We start from the raw sequence: 14,573 nt of genomic DNA on the forward strand, positions 1-14,573 counted from the left end.
CGGCAGGCCGCCCTCCCCCGCCACTTTCTTGTTGAAAAGCGGGATGAAGGCGGCGGAGAAAGCCCCTTCGGCGAAGAGGGCGCGGAACATGTTGGGCAGGCGAAAGGCAACGCCGTTAAAGGCGTCCGATGCGAACCCTGCGCCGACATAGCGCGCCGCGAGTGAATCGCGCACCAACGCCAGCACCCGGCTGACCAGCGTCAACCCGCCGACCGAGCCGAGAGCCTTGGCGAGGTTCATGCGCTTGCCTCCCGATCCGTTCGCCCTGTTCGATCGAGCCGAACGCCTCGATCGAATGTCGAAGCCTGGCCTGTGGCCGTGTTCGGCCCGAACGGCTCAGCCCGATCGGGACGGGACGTCATCGCGGATAATCAGGCGTGGCCGGCCGGCTCGCCCGCAGTCGTCTGCATCTGCTGCGCCTGCTGCATGTAGAGCGAACCGAAGTCGATGGGATCGAGCAGCAGCGGCGGGAAGCCGCCGTCGCGGATCGCATCGGCCAGCACCCGCCTGGCGAAAGGGAAGATGAGACGCGGCGCTTCGGCCAGCATGAAGGGCTGGATCTGGTCTTCGGGCACGTTGCGCATACCGAAGATCGCGGCATAGAGAAGTTCGACGATGAAGGCGGTGCCCTGCGGCCCGACGGCCTTCACCTCGATCTTGAGCGAGACTTCCAGCACATCGTCACCCACCTTGTCGGCGCCGATGTTGAACTGAACATCGATCTGCGGCTGGTCGGGCCACTGGTAGACAGCCGGCGCGTTCGGATTTTCGAACGACAAGTCCTTCACATATTGGCTGATCAGCGCGATCTGCGGTCCGATGTCGGCGCCGTTGGGCTGAACATTGATGGTGGTGTTGGTGTCGGCTTCGTCGGCCATGCTCTCTACCTTGACTTTCCCAATTGGCCGGCGGCGGCGCGCCCCCGGAAGATGATAGCCCGCGCGCTTAGCAGGGGCGCGGAGGGAGGGCAATGCCGGGCCGGGCACAGGCTATTTGAAGTTGGAGGGAAACATGCCTATGTTGTGGGGAACATCATCCCGAACAAAGGGTATTTGCTTCCGTGTACGTGATCGTCATCCTCGCCATGATCGCCGGCTTTCTGGCGCTGCGGCTCTACTCCGTGCTCGGCAAGCGCACGGGGCATGAGCAGGAGCCGGCGCTGCGCTCCGCCGAGGAGCGCGGGAAGGTGACCGTGCTTCAGCCTCGTCCGATGGCCGAAACCACGGGCGATTCGGTGCGGCTGGCCGATGGCCTGATTGCGCCGGGCGCGGAACCGGGCGTGCGCGCGCTGATCGCCGCCGACCGCAATTTCGACGTGCCGCAATTCGTGGAAGGCGCCAAGAGCGCCTATAAGATGGTGCTGGAATCGTTCTGGCGCGGCGACCGCGAGGAATTGGCCTGGCTATGCGACGCCGACGTGCTGGCATCGTTCGAGGAAGCGATCGCCGCGCGCGACGCGCATGGCCATGTGCTCGACAATCGGATGGTGCGGATCGAAAAGGCGCAGATCGTCGAGGCGTCGGTCCGGGACCGGGTCGCCGAAGTGGCCCTGCGGTTCGAAGCCGACATCGCCGCCGTCACCCGCGACAAGGACGGCAATGTCGTTGCCGGGTCGCTGACCGACGCGATCGGCACCAAGGATATCTGGACCTTCACCCGCGACATCCGCAGCGCGGACCCGAACTGGAAGCTCAGCGAAACCGACGAAGCGTGATCGTGGGCGTGATCCGGGGCGTGATCGCAGCATGAATTTGCGCCTTTCGGGGGGAGCGCTCGCCGCTGCACTGTTGCTGTCCGCCTGCGCGGGCGGCGTCATTCCACCCTCGGCTGGCGGGCCGGCGCCCGGCCGCCCCACCCCTTCGGGTGAAGTAGCGACCCGCCCCGCCCCGGCAACGCCGCGCCCCACCCTGTCCGTTGACGTGCCGGCAGAACCGGCGCTGGACACCGGCACTGCCATTGGCCTGGGCATCACGCGCGGCCCCGACATCGCCAGCCTCCTCCCCTCGGGCGAGCGATCGCGCCTGGCGCTCAAGGCGTTCCGCCTGTCCTGCCCCAGCCTGATGCGGCGCGCCGACCAGAGCGGCCTGACGCGCGGGTCCGACTGGAACAATGCCTGCGCCGCCGCTTCGAGCTGGCCCGAGGCATCGGCCAGCGAGTTTTTCTCCCGCTATTTCGAAGCGGTGCAGGTGGGCGACGGCGCGGCCTTCGTCACCGGCTATTATGAACCCGAAATCGCCGGATCGCGCACCCGCCAGCCCGGTTATGAAATCCCCATCTATAGACGGCCCGGCGACCTGATCGACGTCGATCTGGGCCAGTTCAGCGAGAGCCTGAAAGGCCGTTCGATCCGCGGAAAAGTGCAGGGCACCAAGTTCGTGCCCTATGACGAGCGTGGCCAAATCGTCGCCGGATCGCTCGCCGGACGCGGACTGGAACTCGCCTGGGCCGCCGATCCGGTGGAATTTTTCTTTCTTCAGGTGCAGGGTAGCGGCCGGCTGAACCTGCCCGACGGCGGCGTCATGCGGATCGGCTATGACGGACAGAATGGCCGCGACTATACCGGCATCGGCAAGCTGATGAAGGATCGGGGACTGATCCAGGCCGGATCGATGCAGGATATCATGGCCTATCTGCGCGCCCACCCGGCCGAAGGCGCCGCGATCATGAATGAAAACAAGAGTTTCGTCTTCTTCCGTGAGCTGACCGGTCCCGGACCGCTGGGCGCGATGGGGGTGCCGGTGACGCCCGAGGCGACGGTGGCCGCCGACCCGAAATATATGCCTATGGGCGCGCCCGTGCTGCTCTCGCTCGACCGTGCCGAACCCAATGGCATCTGGATCGCGCAGGATACGGGCGGCGCGATCAAGGGCGCCAACCGCTTCGACAGTTTCTGGGGCGCCGGCGCACGGGCGCGGGGCATTGCCGGGGGCATGTCGGCCAGGGGCAGCGCGCTCATCCTGCTGCCGGTCGGTTCGGCGGCGCGGCTCACGCGGCCCTGAACGGTCCCGCCATGGTCCGGCGGAAGCTCACATCGGATGAAGAGGCGCTCTGGACGGCGCTGACGCGGTCTGTTCGCCCGCTGCGGCCGGCCATGCGGCAGCCTCTCGCGCCCCCGGTTCCGCCCTCAAGCGCGCCGAAAACAAGGTTAACGCCGCCGCCCGCAGCCCTCCCCGCAGCCAAGCCGACACCGGTCCCCTCGCCCATGCTCGATTCAAGCTGGGAACGCCGCATTCGGAGCGGCGCGCTGAGTCCGGACATCAGCATCGACCTGCATGGGCACAGCCTGTCGGCCGCCCATGCGCGGCTCAATCAGGCGATCGGCGCGGCGGTGGCGCAGGATGCCCGCATCATGCTGGTAGTGACCGGTAAGCCGCCCAAAAGCGCGGGCAACGCGGGCGGCACGCGGCGTGGCGCCATACGTGCGGAGATCGGTCACTGGCTGGAAACCGGCCCCCATGCCGACCGGATCGCCAGCGTGCGCATCGCCCATCCGCGCCATGGCGGCGATGGCGCGCTTTACCTGATTTTGCGCCGCCGGAAATAATCGGGCAACGCTCGTCCGGTGCTGACCGTTTCTTAACCACTGTCCTTCATAGCCGACGGATCGGGGCTCCTTTACCGGGGCGGAAAGCAGGGCAGGAGGCAAATGCAGGGCGTGACGTTGAAAAGCCGCGCCGCTGCCTTCGCCTTCGCCGCGGGGGCGCTGGTGTTCACCTTGTCGCTCGTGCTCGGCTATACACCCGGGCGGGAGGACGACCTGATGCAGGTCGGCCGCGCGCTCATCATCGCCATATTGTGCGGCACCATGAGCTGGGCCTCCGCCAGTCGTTCAATGGCGGCTACGGCGTCGGCGATCGACACAGCGACCGAACGCCTGCTCGCCGCCGCCCATGGCGACCTTCAGTCGCGCGTGCCAAAGGAAATCGGCGCTGAACTGCCGGACCTGTCCGTTGCGATGGAAAGCCTGTTCAGCCAGGTGCGCACCAATCTGGACCATGTCCAGACCCTGGCCTTGTTTGACCAGATCACCGGCCTGGCCAACCGCACCAGCTTCTGCCGTCAGGTGGAGCGCCATCTGGCCGATCGCGCGCCCGGCGCCATGGCCGCGCTGTTCTTCATCGACCTCGACGGGTTCAAGAGCGTGAATGACACGCTGGGCCATGCCGCGGGCGATCAATTGCTCGCCCGCGTCGCGGGCCGGCTGCGCGAAGTGGTGATGGCGCAGGTCAGCGCCGGCACCGGCGACGCAGTCATCGGTCGCCTCGCCGGCGACGAATTCACGATGTTCTTCCCGTCCCTGCCCGGCCCCAGCGCCGCCGCACGCATCGCCCGCGCCGTGCAGTTCGCGCTGGGCGAACGTTTCGACCTGGGCAGCCAGCATGTCGAGCTGGGCGCGTCCATGGGCATCGCCTGCTACCCCGAACATGGCGACACGCTGTCGGCGCTGCTGCGCGCCGCCGATGTCGCCATGTATCATGCCAAGCATCAAGGGCGCGGCCGCGCGGAAATCTATAGCGCGGAACTGGCGCTGGAGGCGGCCGATCGCGCGGAACTGGAGCGCGATCTGCTGCTGGCCCTGCAACGGGACGAATTCCTGCTGGAGTTCCAGCCGCAGATCGACATATTGAGCGGACAGGCCGTCGCCGCCGAAGCGCTGGTCCGCTGGGCACATCCCGAGCGCAACCTGGTGATGCCCGGCGCCTTCGTGCCGATCGCGGAGGAAAGCGGCGCAATCGTCGCGCTGGGCGACTGGGTGATGAGCCGGGTGTGCGAAACCGCCGCACGCTGGACGCGACAGGGCCAGCGCCAACGCATCGCGATCAACATCAGCACCCGCGAACTGGCGCAGGCCGATTTCTTCCTGCGCCTGCGCCACGCCATGGCGACGCACCAGACCCCGGCCACGATGCTGGAGCTGGAGATCACCGAATCGGTCGCGATGGAGATGGAGCCGCGCATCCTGAGTCAACTCGGCGCGCTGCGCGATGATGGCATGTGCATCGCGATCGACGATTTCGGCACAGGCTATTCCAATCTGGCCCGGCTGAAGGAATTGCCGGTCGATCGAGTGAAGATCGACCGCAGCCTGGTGCGCGACATCGCCACTTCCGCTGAAGCGCGAACCATCTGCTCCGCCGTCGTCGGCCTGATTCAAGGCCTGGGCATGGAAGTCGTTATCGAGGGCATCGAAAGCGAAGCCCAGATCGAAGTGCTGCGCGTGATCGGCTGCACCCTGTTCCAGGGCTATCATCTTGCCCGGCCGACGGGCGAACAGGATTATCTCGCCCGCTTCGCCACGCCGGTCATCCTGCCGGAACGCAGCCGCCTCTGATCGTCAGGCGGGCGCCAGCGCGCGCTCCACGATCAGGGCGTAGATGCGTTGCAGGGCGAACAGATCCTGCAATGCCACCGCCTCGTCCAGCTTGTGCATCGTCGCGTTGTTGAGGCCGAATTCCGCCACAGGACAAAGGCGCGAGAGGAAGCGGGCGTCCGACGTGCCGCCCGTGGTCGATAACTCCGTGTCCACGCCCGTCACATCGCGAATCGCGCCGCTGATCAGATCGGACAGCATACCCGGCTCGGTCAGGAAGGATTCGCCGCTGATCCGGGCCTCCACCGTGCCGCCCTCGACCGCCGCCAGCGCCTTGATCCGTTCGATCAGCGATGCGCCGCTATGCCGGTCGTTGAACCGGATCGAGATGCGCGCAGTCGCCTGCCCTGGAATGACATTATGCGCGCCGTTGCCCACCTCCAGATCGGTGATCTCGATATTGCTGGGCTGGAACCAGTCGGTGCCCTCGTCCAGCACTTCCGCCTCGATCCGCGAGAGGATACGGACCAGCCGGGGGATGGGGTTGTCGGCCAAATGCGGATAGGCGACATGCCCCTGCGTACCCGCCACGGTGATCCACATGTTGACGGAGCCGCGCCGCCCGATCTTCACCACATCGCCCAGCCGCTGCGATGATGTGGGTTCGCCCACTAGGCAGAAATCGGGTCGCAGGTCGCGTGCCGCCATCCGCTCCATCAGCGCCAGCGTGCCATGCACGGCCGGGCCTTCCTCATCGCCGGTGATGATAAGGCTGATCGTGCCGGCCAGATCATCAGGCAGGCTGGTCAGCGCCGCGACGAAGGCCGCGATCGATCCCTTCATGTCCACCGCGCCCCGGCCGTAGAGCAGGTCGCCGCGAATGTCCGGTGTGAAGGGATCGCTGGACCAGCCCGGCCCTGGCGGCACGACGTCCAGATGTCCGGCGAAGGCGAAATGCGGCCCGGCGCCGGTGGTCCGCCAGGCGAGCAGATTTTCGACCGGCCCGTCGGGCGCCTCCCCCGCGACGAAACGGTCCACCGTGAAGCCCAGCGGCACCAGCATCGTTTCCAGCGCCGCGAACACGGCGCCAGTGGCGGGCGTTATGGACGGACAGGCCAGCAGGCGCTGGGCCAGGGCCACGACATCGTCATTGGTGCTGGTCATGTTCATGGCGAGGCGTTAGCGAAAGCCTTGGCTTTTGACCAGCGGCACAAGGAGGATGAGGCCATGCCCCGCATCGACCTGGACAGCATCGCCGAACGGAACAGCACAGGCTATCCCGCCGACCATGCCGGCGCAGTGGCCGGGCGCTGGGTGCGGCGTTTGGGTCCGATGGCTGGCCTGTCCGATTTCGGCGTCAGCCATGTCGTGCTGAAACCGGGAGCAGCATCGTCCCAGCGCCATTGGCATGAGGATGAGGACGAGTTCCTCGTCATGCTCGCGGGCATCGCGACCCTGGTGGAGGAGGATGGACGCAGCCTGCTGCGTCCCGGCGACATGGCCGCCTTTCCCAAAGGCGAACCCAACGGCCATCATCTCGTCAACGAAAGCGACAGCGATTGCACGTTCGTCGTCTTCGGCCGTCCGCCAACGGGCGATTGCCATTATCCCGATATCGACCTGCTATGGTCGGGCGGCATTTACCGGCACAAGGATGGGAGCAGCTATTGACGATCCAGACGGACCGCCGCGCCTGGTTGGCGGGCATGGGCGCAATGTTGATGGCCGCGCGGGCGCCCGGCGCGACCGCAAGTCAGGGGACCAAACTGCGGCCGGGGGCCGGCCTGGTCAAGCCACCGCGTCTGCGCGCGGGCGATACGGTCGGCCTGATCGAGCCTGCGGGCTTCACCGATGACGCCTTCGACCTGGACCTGGTCAGCGAAACCATCCTGGCCATGGGGCTGAAGCCCAAGCCGGCGCCTCATCTGGTCGATCGCTACGGCTATCTGGCGGGCAAGGACGCCGACCGCGCCGCGGACGTCAACATGATGTTCGCCGACCCGGAGGTGCGGGCCGTGTTCGCGGTGCGCGGCGGCTGGGGCTGCGCGCGCATCCTGCCGCTGCTGGATTTCGCGATGATCCGCAAAAATCCAAAGCTGCTGATCGGCTTTTCCGACATCACCGCGCTGCACCTCGCCTTCGCGGCGAAGGCGGGCTTCACCACCATTCACGGCCCCAATGCGTCGAGCAGCTGGGGCAGCTATAGCTGGGATGCCTTCCGCGCGGTCGCGTTCGACGCGGGCACGCCGACGCTTGCCAATCCGCAGGGCCATGAGGATCGGCTGGCGCAACGGATCGGTCGCGTCCGCACCTTTCGCCCCGGCGTAGCGCGCGGACGATTGCTGGGCGGCAACCTGACCGTGTTGGCCGCCTTGATGGGCACGCCCTGGCTGCCCGATTTTTCCGGCGCGATCCTGTTTATCGAGGATATTGGCGAGCAACCCTATCGGATCGACCGGATGCTGACCCAGCTAGGGCTGGCGGGCGTGCTTGGCAGTCTGGCCGGCGTAATATTCGGTCAATGTACCGACTGCGGCGCGGCGGGAGCCAGCTATGGCGGCTTCACAGTGTCGCAAGTGCTGCAACAACATCTGGAGCCGCTGGGCATCCCCGCCTTCCAGGGCGGACAATTCGGCCATGTCGCCAATCAATATAGCCTGCCGCTGGGCGTGGCGGCGGAAATGGACGCGGCGGCAGGGACGATCAGGCTGCTGGAGCCAGCGGTCAGCTAGAGTTGGTCCTGGGGCCGTTCGTCCCAACGGACCAGCCGCACAGCGCCATCGGCCGCCAGCGCCAACTCACCAAAGGCGCCGGTGCGCAATTTGCGGGGCGCGAGGCCCAACGCCAGCAGAGCGAAGCGGGCGGCGCCATTGCTGGTGACGAGCAGGTCCGCCCCCTGCCCGCCATCGGCGAAGAAGGCGCGCCAGGCGGCGACGCGCGCCGCCGCATCGACCCGCCAGCCTTCGGGCGCGACCCCCTCTTCCTCCCAACGGGCCAGCGCCGCCGCACCGATGCGCGCGATCACTTCGTCCTCCGGCCGCCCTTCGTCGGGACCATGATCGATCTCGCCCAGCCAGTCGCGGATGTCATCCAGCGCATGGCCAGTCGCTATCGCGATCGGCGCGGCGGTTTGCCGTGCTCGTAGCAGAGGGCTGGACAGCAGGCGTTGGATGGCCATATCTTCGCCAGCGAACCAGCGGCCCAGCCGTTCGGCCTGGGCATGGCCGCTTTCCACCAGCGGAATGTCGGTGCGCGCGCCGATGCGGCGGGGCGCTTCTCCACTGGCGAAAGTGTTGCCATGGCGAATGACGAAAATCCGGCGCATCGGATTCAGAGCGGCGGGGTGGGATCGCCATGGTCGGCGATCAACTGTTCGACGCGCGCGATATCCGCTTCGGTATCGATGCCGGAACTGTCGAACCGGGGCGGATGGACGGCGACCGTCATGACCGGGATTCCCAGTTCGAGTAGGCGAAGCTGCTCCAGCCCTTCCAGATTTTCGAGCGCCGTCGGTGCGCAGGCCTCAAACCGGCGCAGCGCGTCGAGCGCATAGCCATAAAGGCCGACATGGCGCCAGACCGGCGAAAGCGGCTGAGCCGCGCGCAGAGCATCCTCGTTGCGGATGGCGGGAATGATCGTCTTGGAAAACCACAACGCACGCCCATCCGGCGCGCGCGCGCAAGTGGTGCCGCTGAAGGGGGAACGGGTCTTGTGATCGCGCAGTGCATCGAGTGTCGCCCAGTCGAGCGCGATGACTGGTGTCGCAACCTCAGCTCCGCCCTCCAAAGCCGCGATCACCGCTCGCAGCGCGCCTTCGGGCTGGAACGGCGAATCCCCCTGGAGGTTCACGACGAAGCGCGGCGGTGAAGGCAAAGCGAGGGCGGCGGCCAGGGCGCGGCCCGAGCCGGTCGCGATCGCGCTGTCGGTCAGGACGGCGTCGCACCCCACGGCCTGGGCATGAGCGGCGATGGCGGGGTCATCGGTCGCAACCATCAACGCCACGCCGGGTCGCCCAGCGATCGCCGCACGCGCCATGGCGATGGTCCGGTGCAACAGCGTGCGCCCGGCAATCAGCCGAAGCGGCTTGCGCGGCAGCCGGGTCGAACCGGCCCGCGCGGGAATGACGACCAGATGATTCAGGCGATACCCGCGTGCAGCAGGTCGTGCATATGCAGCGCCCCAGTCAGCCGGCCATTTTCGCAGACGAACAGCAACATGATATTGCGTTCGTGCATCATGTGCAGCGCTTCCGACGCCAGTTCGTCCGGCCCCACCGCTTTTGGCGTTACGGTCATGAAACGGCCCACTGGTTCGGTCAGATTCTGCTTGCCGGTCACGGTGCGACGCAGGTCACCATCGGTGAAGGCGCCGATCAAGCGTCCGTTGCGGTCGATGACCGCCGTGCCGCCCAGACGCGCGCGCGTCATTTCTATCGTGGCGTCGAGCAGCGAGGCGTCCTCGCGCACCATCGGCACGTCGTCGCCGCGTGCCATCAATTCGCGGACCTTGAGCAATTGCGCGCCCAGCCGACCATTGGGATGGAATTTGTGAAAGTCATCGGCAGAGAAGCCGCGCATTTCCATCAAGGAGATGGCCAGCGCGTCGCCAAACGCCATCTGCACAGTCGTCGATGTCGTCGGCGCCAGCGCATTGGGGCAGGCTTCCTGCACCTCGGGCATCATGATGCAGATGTCGGCGGCCTGGGCCACCGTGCTGTGCGGCTGCGCGGTCATGCCCAGCAACGGGATGGCAAAGCGCTTGCAGTACTGGATGATCGGACCGAGTTCGCTCGATTCGCCGGAATGGGACAGCATCAGCACGACGTCGTCGGGCGTGACCATGCCCAGGTCGCCATGGCCTGCATCGGCGGGATGCAGGAAAATGGCCGGCGTACCGGTCGATGTCAGCGTCGCGGTCATCTTGCGCGCGACGATGCCGCTCTTGCCGATGCCGGTTACGATGACGCGGCCGCGGACATTCATCAGAACGCCGACAAGACGCAGGAACGTCGCTGCAAAGTCACGCTCGCTGAAGCGGGCTTCCAATGCTTGCAGACCGGCTGCGGCAACCGAAAGGCTGCGGCACGCCGTCTCGACGATACGCCCGCCAGAGCCAAATGGCACGATTTTTGATGCTGATGTCGACACGCGTTCGCCCTTTTCTCCACCGGTGCCGCGAGCCTCCGTTCGCAAGCACAGGCAGTGACTAACCGCCGAATTCGGCGTGCAGTCTTCCCTTGTTCCGCGACCCCCATGCCAGCCATCAGACCGGCATGGTGAGACTGTCTACGCCGTTTCAGGCACTTATGGCAATCGATTTTGCAGCTGCGAAAAGAAATGATGGAGAAAAAATTACAGAATAGAAGGGTATTTTTTCCGTTGAACCGAATGATTTAAGGGGTAACCTGTGCATCCTTTCTCGGGTTCGTGCGTATGCGGGTCAATCACCTTGATGATAGCTACGATACCATTCGACGAATCGTGGCACCCCCGACTCGATAGCTGTGCTGGGTGCGAAGCCGATATCCTGGACGATCGCGCTAATGTCCGCAAAGGTGGCATGAACGTCGCCCGGCTGCATCGGCTGGAAATCAATCTGCGCCTTACGGCCGATCGCCTCCTCCAGCACCGCGATCAGGTGCATCAACTCTTCGGGCCGGTTATTACCGATATTGTAAAGCCGGTGCGGCGCGCGACTGCCCCCCGCCTTGATGGCCCCATCATCCACCGGCGGGTGATCCAGGCATCCCAGGATGCCGGTGACGATATCGTCGATATAGGTGAAGTCCCGCTTCATCCGGCCATGGTTGAAGACCGGGATCGGCTCGCCCGCGAGGATCTTGGACGTGAAGATCCACATCGCCATGTCGGGACGCCCCCATGGGCCGTAAACGGTGAAGAAGCGCAGCCCGGTCATCGGGATGCGGAAAAGATGGGCGTAGGTTTCGCTCATCAGTTCGTCGGCGCGCTTGGTAGCGGCGTAGAGCGAAACGGGATGGTCCACCCGATCCTCCACCCGGAACGGCAGGCTGTCATTGCCGCCATAGACGGACGAGGAGGAGGCATAGACCAGATGGCGCACATGCCGTTCCCGCGCCAGTTCCAGCATGTTGACATGCCCCGCCAGGTTGGAGCGGACATAGGCATGGGGATTGACCAGCGAATAGCGCACACCCGCCTGCGCACCCAGATGGACAATCGCCTCGATCACCTGGTCGTGCAGCGCCGCCTGCACCGCGTCCATGTCGGCGAAGTCCAGTTCATGGAAGGTGAAGAGCTTACCATGCCCTTCACGCAATACATCGAGGCGCGCACGCTTGAGCGATACCGGGTAATAATCGTTGAGATTATCGACGCCGACCACGGCATGACCCTGCGCCATGAGCCGGTCGGCGACGTGCATCCCGATAAACCCTGCCGCGCCGGTGACCAGAATCGTCATGCCCTTCTTCCTCCCACAGGATGATGCGCCCCCGTCTCTGCCGAAGCGAGGGGCGATGTAAAGCCTTGACCGCTTCGGGACGCCGGGACAACAATGTCGTTTAGCTATTCCCTAATCTTTCGCGGCTATCGCCGGGACATGGACATGGCCGCCCATCCACCGCGCTCCGCTCCGCAGGCAGCCGCGCCCGCGCACCGCGCGCGCTGGATGGCGCTGGCGCGGGAAGCGGCGGAATGCAACGCCTTTTACGCGCCGGACATGCTGGGCGCCGCGCTCGACCATCTCGCTGGCGGCACGTCTGTCCATCTTGTCGAGGCGGAGGTGCAGGGCACGCTGATCGGCCTGCTGCCGATCGTGACGCAACCGCGTCATGGCCGTGTGCCGATCGGCTGCGTTTCCAACTGGATGCACGATCATTGCTTCTTCGGCGCGCCCATCGTCAGGCGGGGCGCGGAGCTTGCGGCATGGCGTGCCTTCATGGCGCAACTGGATGCAGCGCCCTGGGCGGGCGGGTTCCTCCATCTCGACGGGATTGATGCGGCCGGCGCCAACGCCGCCGCGATCGAGGCACTGTGCGTAGAGCAGCGGCGCGGCTGGCGCGAGATTCACCGCTACGACCGCGCGATGCTGCGTTCGGAGCTTGATGCCGACACCTATTGGGAAACCCAGGTCCGGTCGAAGAAGCGCAAGGAATTACGGCGCTTGCAGAAACGGCTGGCCGAACTGGGCATGGTCGAGCAGCGCCTGCTTGACGACGAGGCCGACCTTGCGACCTGGTGCGAAGACTTTCTGACGCTCGAGGCATCGGGCTGGAAAGGGAAGGAAGGCACAGCGCTCGCCTGCAAGGCGGACGACCGCGCCTTCTTCCGCGCGGCCTGCGCCGCCGCCTTCGACGCGGGGCGACTGCACATGCTGCGCATCGACCTCGACGGACGCGCCATCGCCATGCTGGTGAATTTCCGCCACGGCGACGGCGCCTTTTCCTTCAAGATCGCGATCGACGAGGAACTCGGCCGCTTCTCCCCCGGCGTCCTGATCGAGATCGCCAACCTCCATGCGGTCCAGGGCGATCCCGGTATCAGTTGGATGGACAGTTGCGCCGCGGTGGATCATCCTATGATCGACAGCCTGTGGGCGGAGCGTCGCACCATCGTTCAATATCGCATCGCCCTGCGCGGGAAAGGTGCGATCCGGCTGCAACGGGCCGCCGCCTTCACCTTCGCCAATGGCGCCGAATCGCTTGCCAGTCTTTTGAAAGGACAGGGATGACCGCCCCCCAACCCGTTAAGGCCGATGCCGCCGGCACCTTCCCCGACGATGCGCGCGCCACCTTTGCCGCTGCTTATCCCGACCGCCCGACCAAGCTGAGCCACGACCTTGTCGGCCACGCGCTGCTGGGGCTGGAGGCGCTGGCGGTGCTGGCGGAACGGATGCCGGCCGCTTCGGTCGAATATAATCTGGGCAAGCTGCCGCTTGGCGTACGGCCGGAGGATACGCCGTCCAACGGCCTGACCCTGGGCGAAACGATCCGCACGATCGAAACAAATGGCAGTTGGGCAGTGCTCAAAAATGTCGAGCGCGATCCCGCCTATGCCGCCCTGCTTGACGCCGCGCTGGGCGAGTTGGAACCGATCGTCGCCGCGCGGACAGGGCCGATGCTGCACCGGGAGGCGTTCATCTTCCTGTCCTCGCCCGGCAGCGTCACGCCGTTCCACATGGACCCGGAGCATAATATCCTGCTCCAGATCATGGGCACCAAGACCATGACCATATTCCCGGCCCGCGACGAGGCACTGGTGCCCGCCCGGCAAAGCGAGGATTTCCACGGGGGCGGCCATCGCAATCTGGAATGGCAGGACGGGTTCAAGGCGCGGGGGACCGCTTTCCCGCTCGCGCCGGGGGACGCCGTGCATGTGCCGGTCAAGGCGCCCCATTTCGTCGAGAACGGCCCGGCGGTATCAGTCAGCCTGTCCGTCACCTGGCGGTCGGAACGGTCGGTGGCGGAGGGCGAACTGCACAGTTTCAATGCCCTGCTGCGCAAGCGCGGCCTGCCCACCGGCACGGTCAGCGATCGGCCCGAGCGGCAGGGTTTGCGCCGCCTGGCCTATCGCATCATGCGGAAGCTGGGCGTCTGAGCAACCGGCGCAGCAGCGCCTCGGCCTCCAGCCGGGGCGAAAAGCGTTCGACCAGCCACCATTCCAGCCGCTCCTCGCAGGTCGACAGGCTCTGCTTATAACGATCCTTGCCGGCGAGGAAGGAATAGCGATCCAGCCCGCGCCCGGCATAATGGCCGACCGCCGCGGCATGGCAGAGCAGGCCCGGCTTGTCCTTGGCCCCGCTTGGGTCGACGAAGGCGGACTGATAGTTCATCGCTACGCCGCGATGGACGAAATTCACGAGCAGCCCGACCGCCTGATCGCCATCGGTAAACCGCAGCAATTCCACCTGCCCGCCCGGCAGTCCGCGCGCCGCGAGCGTGGCCACGAAGCCGCGAAAGGCGGCGTCGTCCCAGGCATTGTCGGCGTGGCGCCCCTGGTTGAGCGCGGCCATTTCCGCCACCCAGAGATCAATATCGGCCAGCGTGCCGGTCGTCACCTGTGGCAGCGCGCCGCCACGATCCTTGATCGCGCGGCGTATCTGGCTGCGCGTGTTGGCGCTGAGCAACGAGAGATAATCGCCCCGCGCGCCGCGCACGGCGGCGAGATCGACCTGATAGACAGGCGAGACGTCGATGCAGATGCGCCGCCGGGCGGGCATATCGAGCAGGGCCGAGTCTGGCGCGATGCCGCCCAGCCGCAGCGCCCGCCAGTCGCGGCGGCCC

General features: G+C 66.0%; 16 protein-coding genes. 8 read left to right on the forward strand and 8 right to left on the reverse strand.

Annotated elements, in window-relative coordinates; translation table 11 throughout:
- Both C100_RS26495 and secB read right to left on the reverse strand, forming a co-directional pair.
- Window positions 1-240: lipid II flippase MurJ (locus tag C100_RS26495; RefSeq protein WP_037529444.1), on the reverse strand; the 240-nt coding region annotated here is incomplete at its 3' end.
- Between the two features lie 131 nt (window positions 241-371).
- On the reverse strand, window positions 372-878 hold the full coding sequence (gene secB, locus C100_RS26500) for a protein-export chaperone SecB (RefSeq protein WP_024018035.1): 507 nt from the start codon (window positions 876-878) through the stop codon (window positions 372-374).
- 182 nt (window positions 879-1,060) lie between these two features.
- On the opposite strand from secB, the gene C100_RS26505 reads away from it, so the two are divergent.
- The 4 genes from C100_RS26505 (at window position 1,061) to C100_RS26520 (ending at window position 5,332) form a co-directional block, all read left to right on the forward strand.
- The gene (locus C100_RS26505; protein WP_024018036.1) at window positions 1,061-1,714 is read left to right on the forward strand and encodes a Tim44/TimA family putative adaptor protein; all 654 of its coding nucleotides are present in this window, start codon (window positions 1,061-1,063) and stop codon (window positions 1,712-1,714) included.
- A gap of 31 nt (window positions 1,715-1,745) precedes the next feature.
- Window positions 1,746-2,999 carry a murein transglycosylase A gene (gene mltA / locus C100_RS26510; RefSeq protein ID WP_024018037.1) on the forward strand — a complete coding sequence of 418 codons (1,254 nt, stop codon included), beginning with the start codon at window positions 1,746-1,748 and terminating at the stop codon, window positions 2,997-2,999.
- Window positions 3,000-3,010: 11 nt separating this feature from the next.
- Complete coding sequence (locus tag C100_RS26515; protein ID WP_024018038.1) at window positions 3,011-3,544, forward strand: Smr/MutS family protein; 534 nt, start codon at window positions 3,011-3,013, stop codon at window positions 3,542-3,544.
- A 102-nt stretch (window positions 3,545-3,646) separates the two neighbouring features.
- Window positions 3,647-5,332, forward strand: coding sequence for a putative bifunctional diguanylate cyclase/phosphodiesterase (locus tag C100_RS26520; protein WP_024018039.1), 1,686 nt, complete (start codon window positions 3,647-3,649; stop codon window positions 5,330-5,332).
- A 3-nt stretch (window positions 5,333-5,335) separates the two neighbouring features.
- Here C100_RS26520 and dapE read toward each other — a convergent pair whose 3' ends face one another.
- On the reverse strand, window positions 5,336-6,481 hold the full coding sequence (dapE, locus tag C100_RS26525) for a succinyl-diaminopimelate desuccinylase (protein ID WP_024018040.1): 1,146 nt from the start codon (window positions 6,479-6,481) through the stop codon (window positions 5,336-5,338).
- 57 nt (window positions 6,482-6,538) lie between these two features.
- On the opposite strand from dapE, the gene C100_RS26530 reads away from it, so the two are divergent.
- Both C100_RS26530 and C100_RS26535 read left to right on the forward strand, forming a co-directional pair.
- Window positions 6,539-6,982, forward strand: a complete 444-nt coding sequence (locus C100_RS26530; protein WP_031308538.1) for a cupin domain-containing protein — start codon at window positions 6,539-6,541, stop codon at window positions 6,980-6,982.
- Between the two features lie 50 nt (window positions 6,983-7,032).
- Window positions 7,033-8,043: a S66 peptidase family protein gene (locus tag C100_RS26535; RefSeq protein WP_152536392.1), complete on the forward strand. Its 1,011-nt coding sequence runs from the start codon at window positions 7,033-7,035 to the stop codon at window positions 8,041-8,043.
- Here the strand turns inward: C100_RS26535 and C100_RS26540 are convergent.
- From C100_RS26540 to C100_RS26555, 4 genes are all read right to left on the reverse strand, one after another.
- A complete protein-coding gene (locus C100_RS26540) occupies window positions 8,040-8,636 on the reverse strand; it encodes a histidine phosphatase family protein (RefSeq protein ID WP_024018043.1) in 597 nt (198 codons plus the stop codon). The genes C100_RS26535 and C100_RS26540 overlap by 4 nt on opposite strands.
- Before the next feature lie 5 nt (window positions 8,637-8,641).
- Window positions 8,642-9,442 carry a 3-deoxy-manno-octulosonate cytidylyltransferase gene (kdsB, locus tag C100_RS26545; RefSeq protein WP_031308541.1) on the reverse strand — a complete coding sequence of 267 codons (801 nt, stop codon included), beginning with the start codon at window positions 9,440-9,442 and terminating at the stop codon, window positions 8,642-8,644.
- Between the two features lie 5 nt (window positions 9,443-9,447).
- Window positions 9,448-10,434 (reverse strand): KpsF/GutQ family sugar-phosphate isomerase, encoded by a 987-nt coding sequence (locus tag C100_RS26550; RefSeq protein WP_031308543.1) that lies wholly within the window; start codon window positions 10,432-10,434, stop codon window positions 9,448-9,450.
- Window positions 10,435-10,750: 316 nt separating this feature from the next.
- Window positions 10,751-11,752, reverse strand: a complete 1,002-nt coding sequence (locus C100_RS26555) for an NAD-dependent epimerase/dehydratase family protein (protein WP_024018046.1) — start codon at window positions 11,750-11,752, stop codon at window positions 10,751-10,753.
- A 138-nt stretch (window positions 11,753-11,890) separates the two neighbouring features.
- On the opposite strand from C100_RS26555, the gene C100_RS26560 reads away from it, so the two are divergent.
- Window positions 11,891-13,021 (forward strand): GNAT family N-acetyltransferase, encoded by a 1,131-nt coding sequence (locus C100_RS26560; RefSeq protein WP_024018047.1) that lies wholly within the window; start codon window positions 11,891-11,893, stop codon window positions 13,019-13,021.
- A complete protein-coding gene (locus C100_RS26565) occupies window positions 13,018-13,887 on the forward strand; it encodes a cupin-like domain-containing protein (protein WP_024018048.1) in 870 nt (289 codons plus the stop codon). Before C100_RS26560 ends, C100_RS26565 begins: the two co-directional genes overlap by 4 nt.
- Here C100_RS26565 and C100_RS26570 read toward each other — a convergent pair.
- Window positions 13,865-14,573, reverse strand: a 709-nt coding sequence (locus C100_RS26570) for a GNAT family N-acetyltransferase (protein ID WP_024018049.1), incomplete at its 5' end; no start/stop codon positions are given. The two genes, C100_RS26565 and C100_RS26570, sit on opposite strands and share 23 nt — an antisense overlap.

Source organism: Sphingobium sp. C100 (genome assembly GCF_000508185.1).
Lineage (GTDB): Bacteria > Pseudomonadota > Alphaproteobacteria > Sphingomonadales > Sphingomonadaceae > Sphingobium.

Excerpts from the sequence above, each read along its gene's own strand:
- C100_RS26540 (WP_024018043.1), bottom strand. The coding sequence starts at position 8,636 with ATGCGCCGGATTTTCGTCATTCGCCATGGCAACACTTTCGCCAGTGGA.
- C100_RS26565 (WP_024018048.1), top strand. The coding sequence starts at position 13,018 with ATGACCGCCCCCCAACCCGTTAAGGCCGATGCCGCCGGCACCTTCCCC.
- C100_RS26560 (WP_024018047.1), top strand. The coding sequence starts at position 11,891 with ATGGACATGGCCGCCCATCCACCGCGCTCCGCTCCGCAGGCAGCCGCG.
- mltA (WP_024018037.1), top strand. The coding sequence starts at position 1,746 with ATGAATTTGCGCCTTTCGGGGGGAGCGCTCGCCGCTGCACTGTTGCTG.
- secB (WP_024018035.1), bottom strand. The coding sequence starts at position 878 with ATGGCCGACGAAGCCGACACCAACACCACCATCAATGTTCAGCCCAAC.
- C100_RS26515 (WP_024018038.1), top strand. The coding sequence starts at position 3,011 with ATGGTCCGGCGGAAGCTCACATCGGATGAAGAGGCGCTCTGGACGGCG.
- C100_RS26535 (WP_152536392.1), top strand. The coding sequence starts at position 7,033 with ATGGCCGCGCGGGCGCCCGGCGCGACCGCAAGTCAGGGGACCAAACTG.
- C100_RS26520 (WP_024018039.1), top strand. The coding sequence starts at position 3,647 with ATGCAGGGCGTGACGTTGAAAAGCCGCGCCGCTGCCTTCGCCTTCGCC.
- C100_RS26530 (WP_031308538.1), top strand. The coding sequence starts at position 6,539 with ATGCCCCGCATCGACCTGGACAGCATCGCCGAACGGAACAGCACAGGC.
- dapE (WP_024018040.1), bottom strand. The coding sequence starts at position 6,481 with ATGAACATGACCAGCACCAATGACGATGTCGTGGCCCTGGCCCAGCGC.
- C100_RS26555 (WP_024018046.1), bottom strand. The coding sequence starts at position 11,752 with ATGACGATTCTGGTCACCGGCGCGGCAGGGTTTATCGGGATGCACGTC.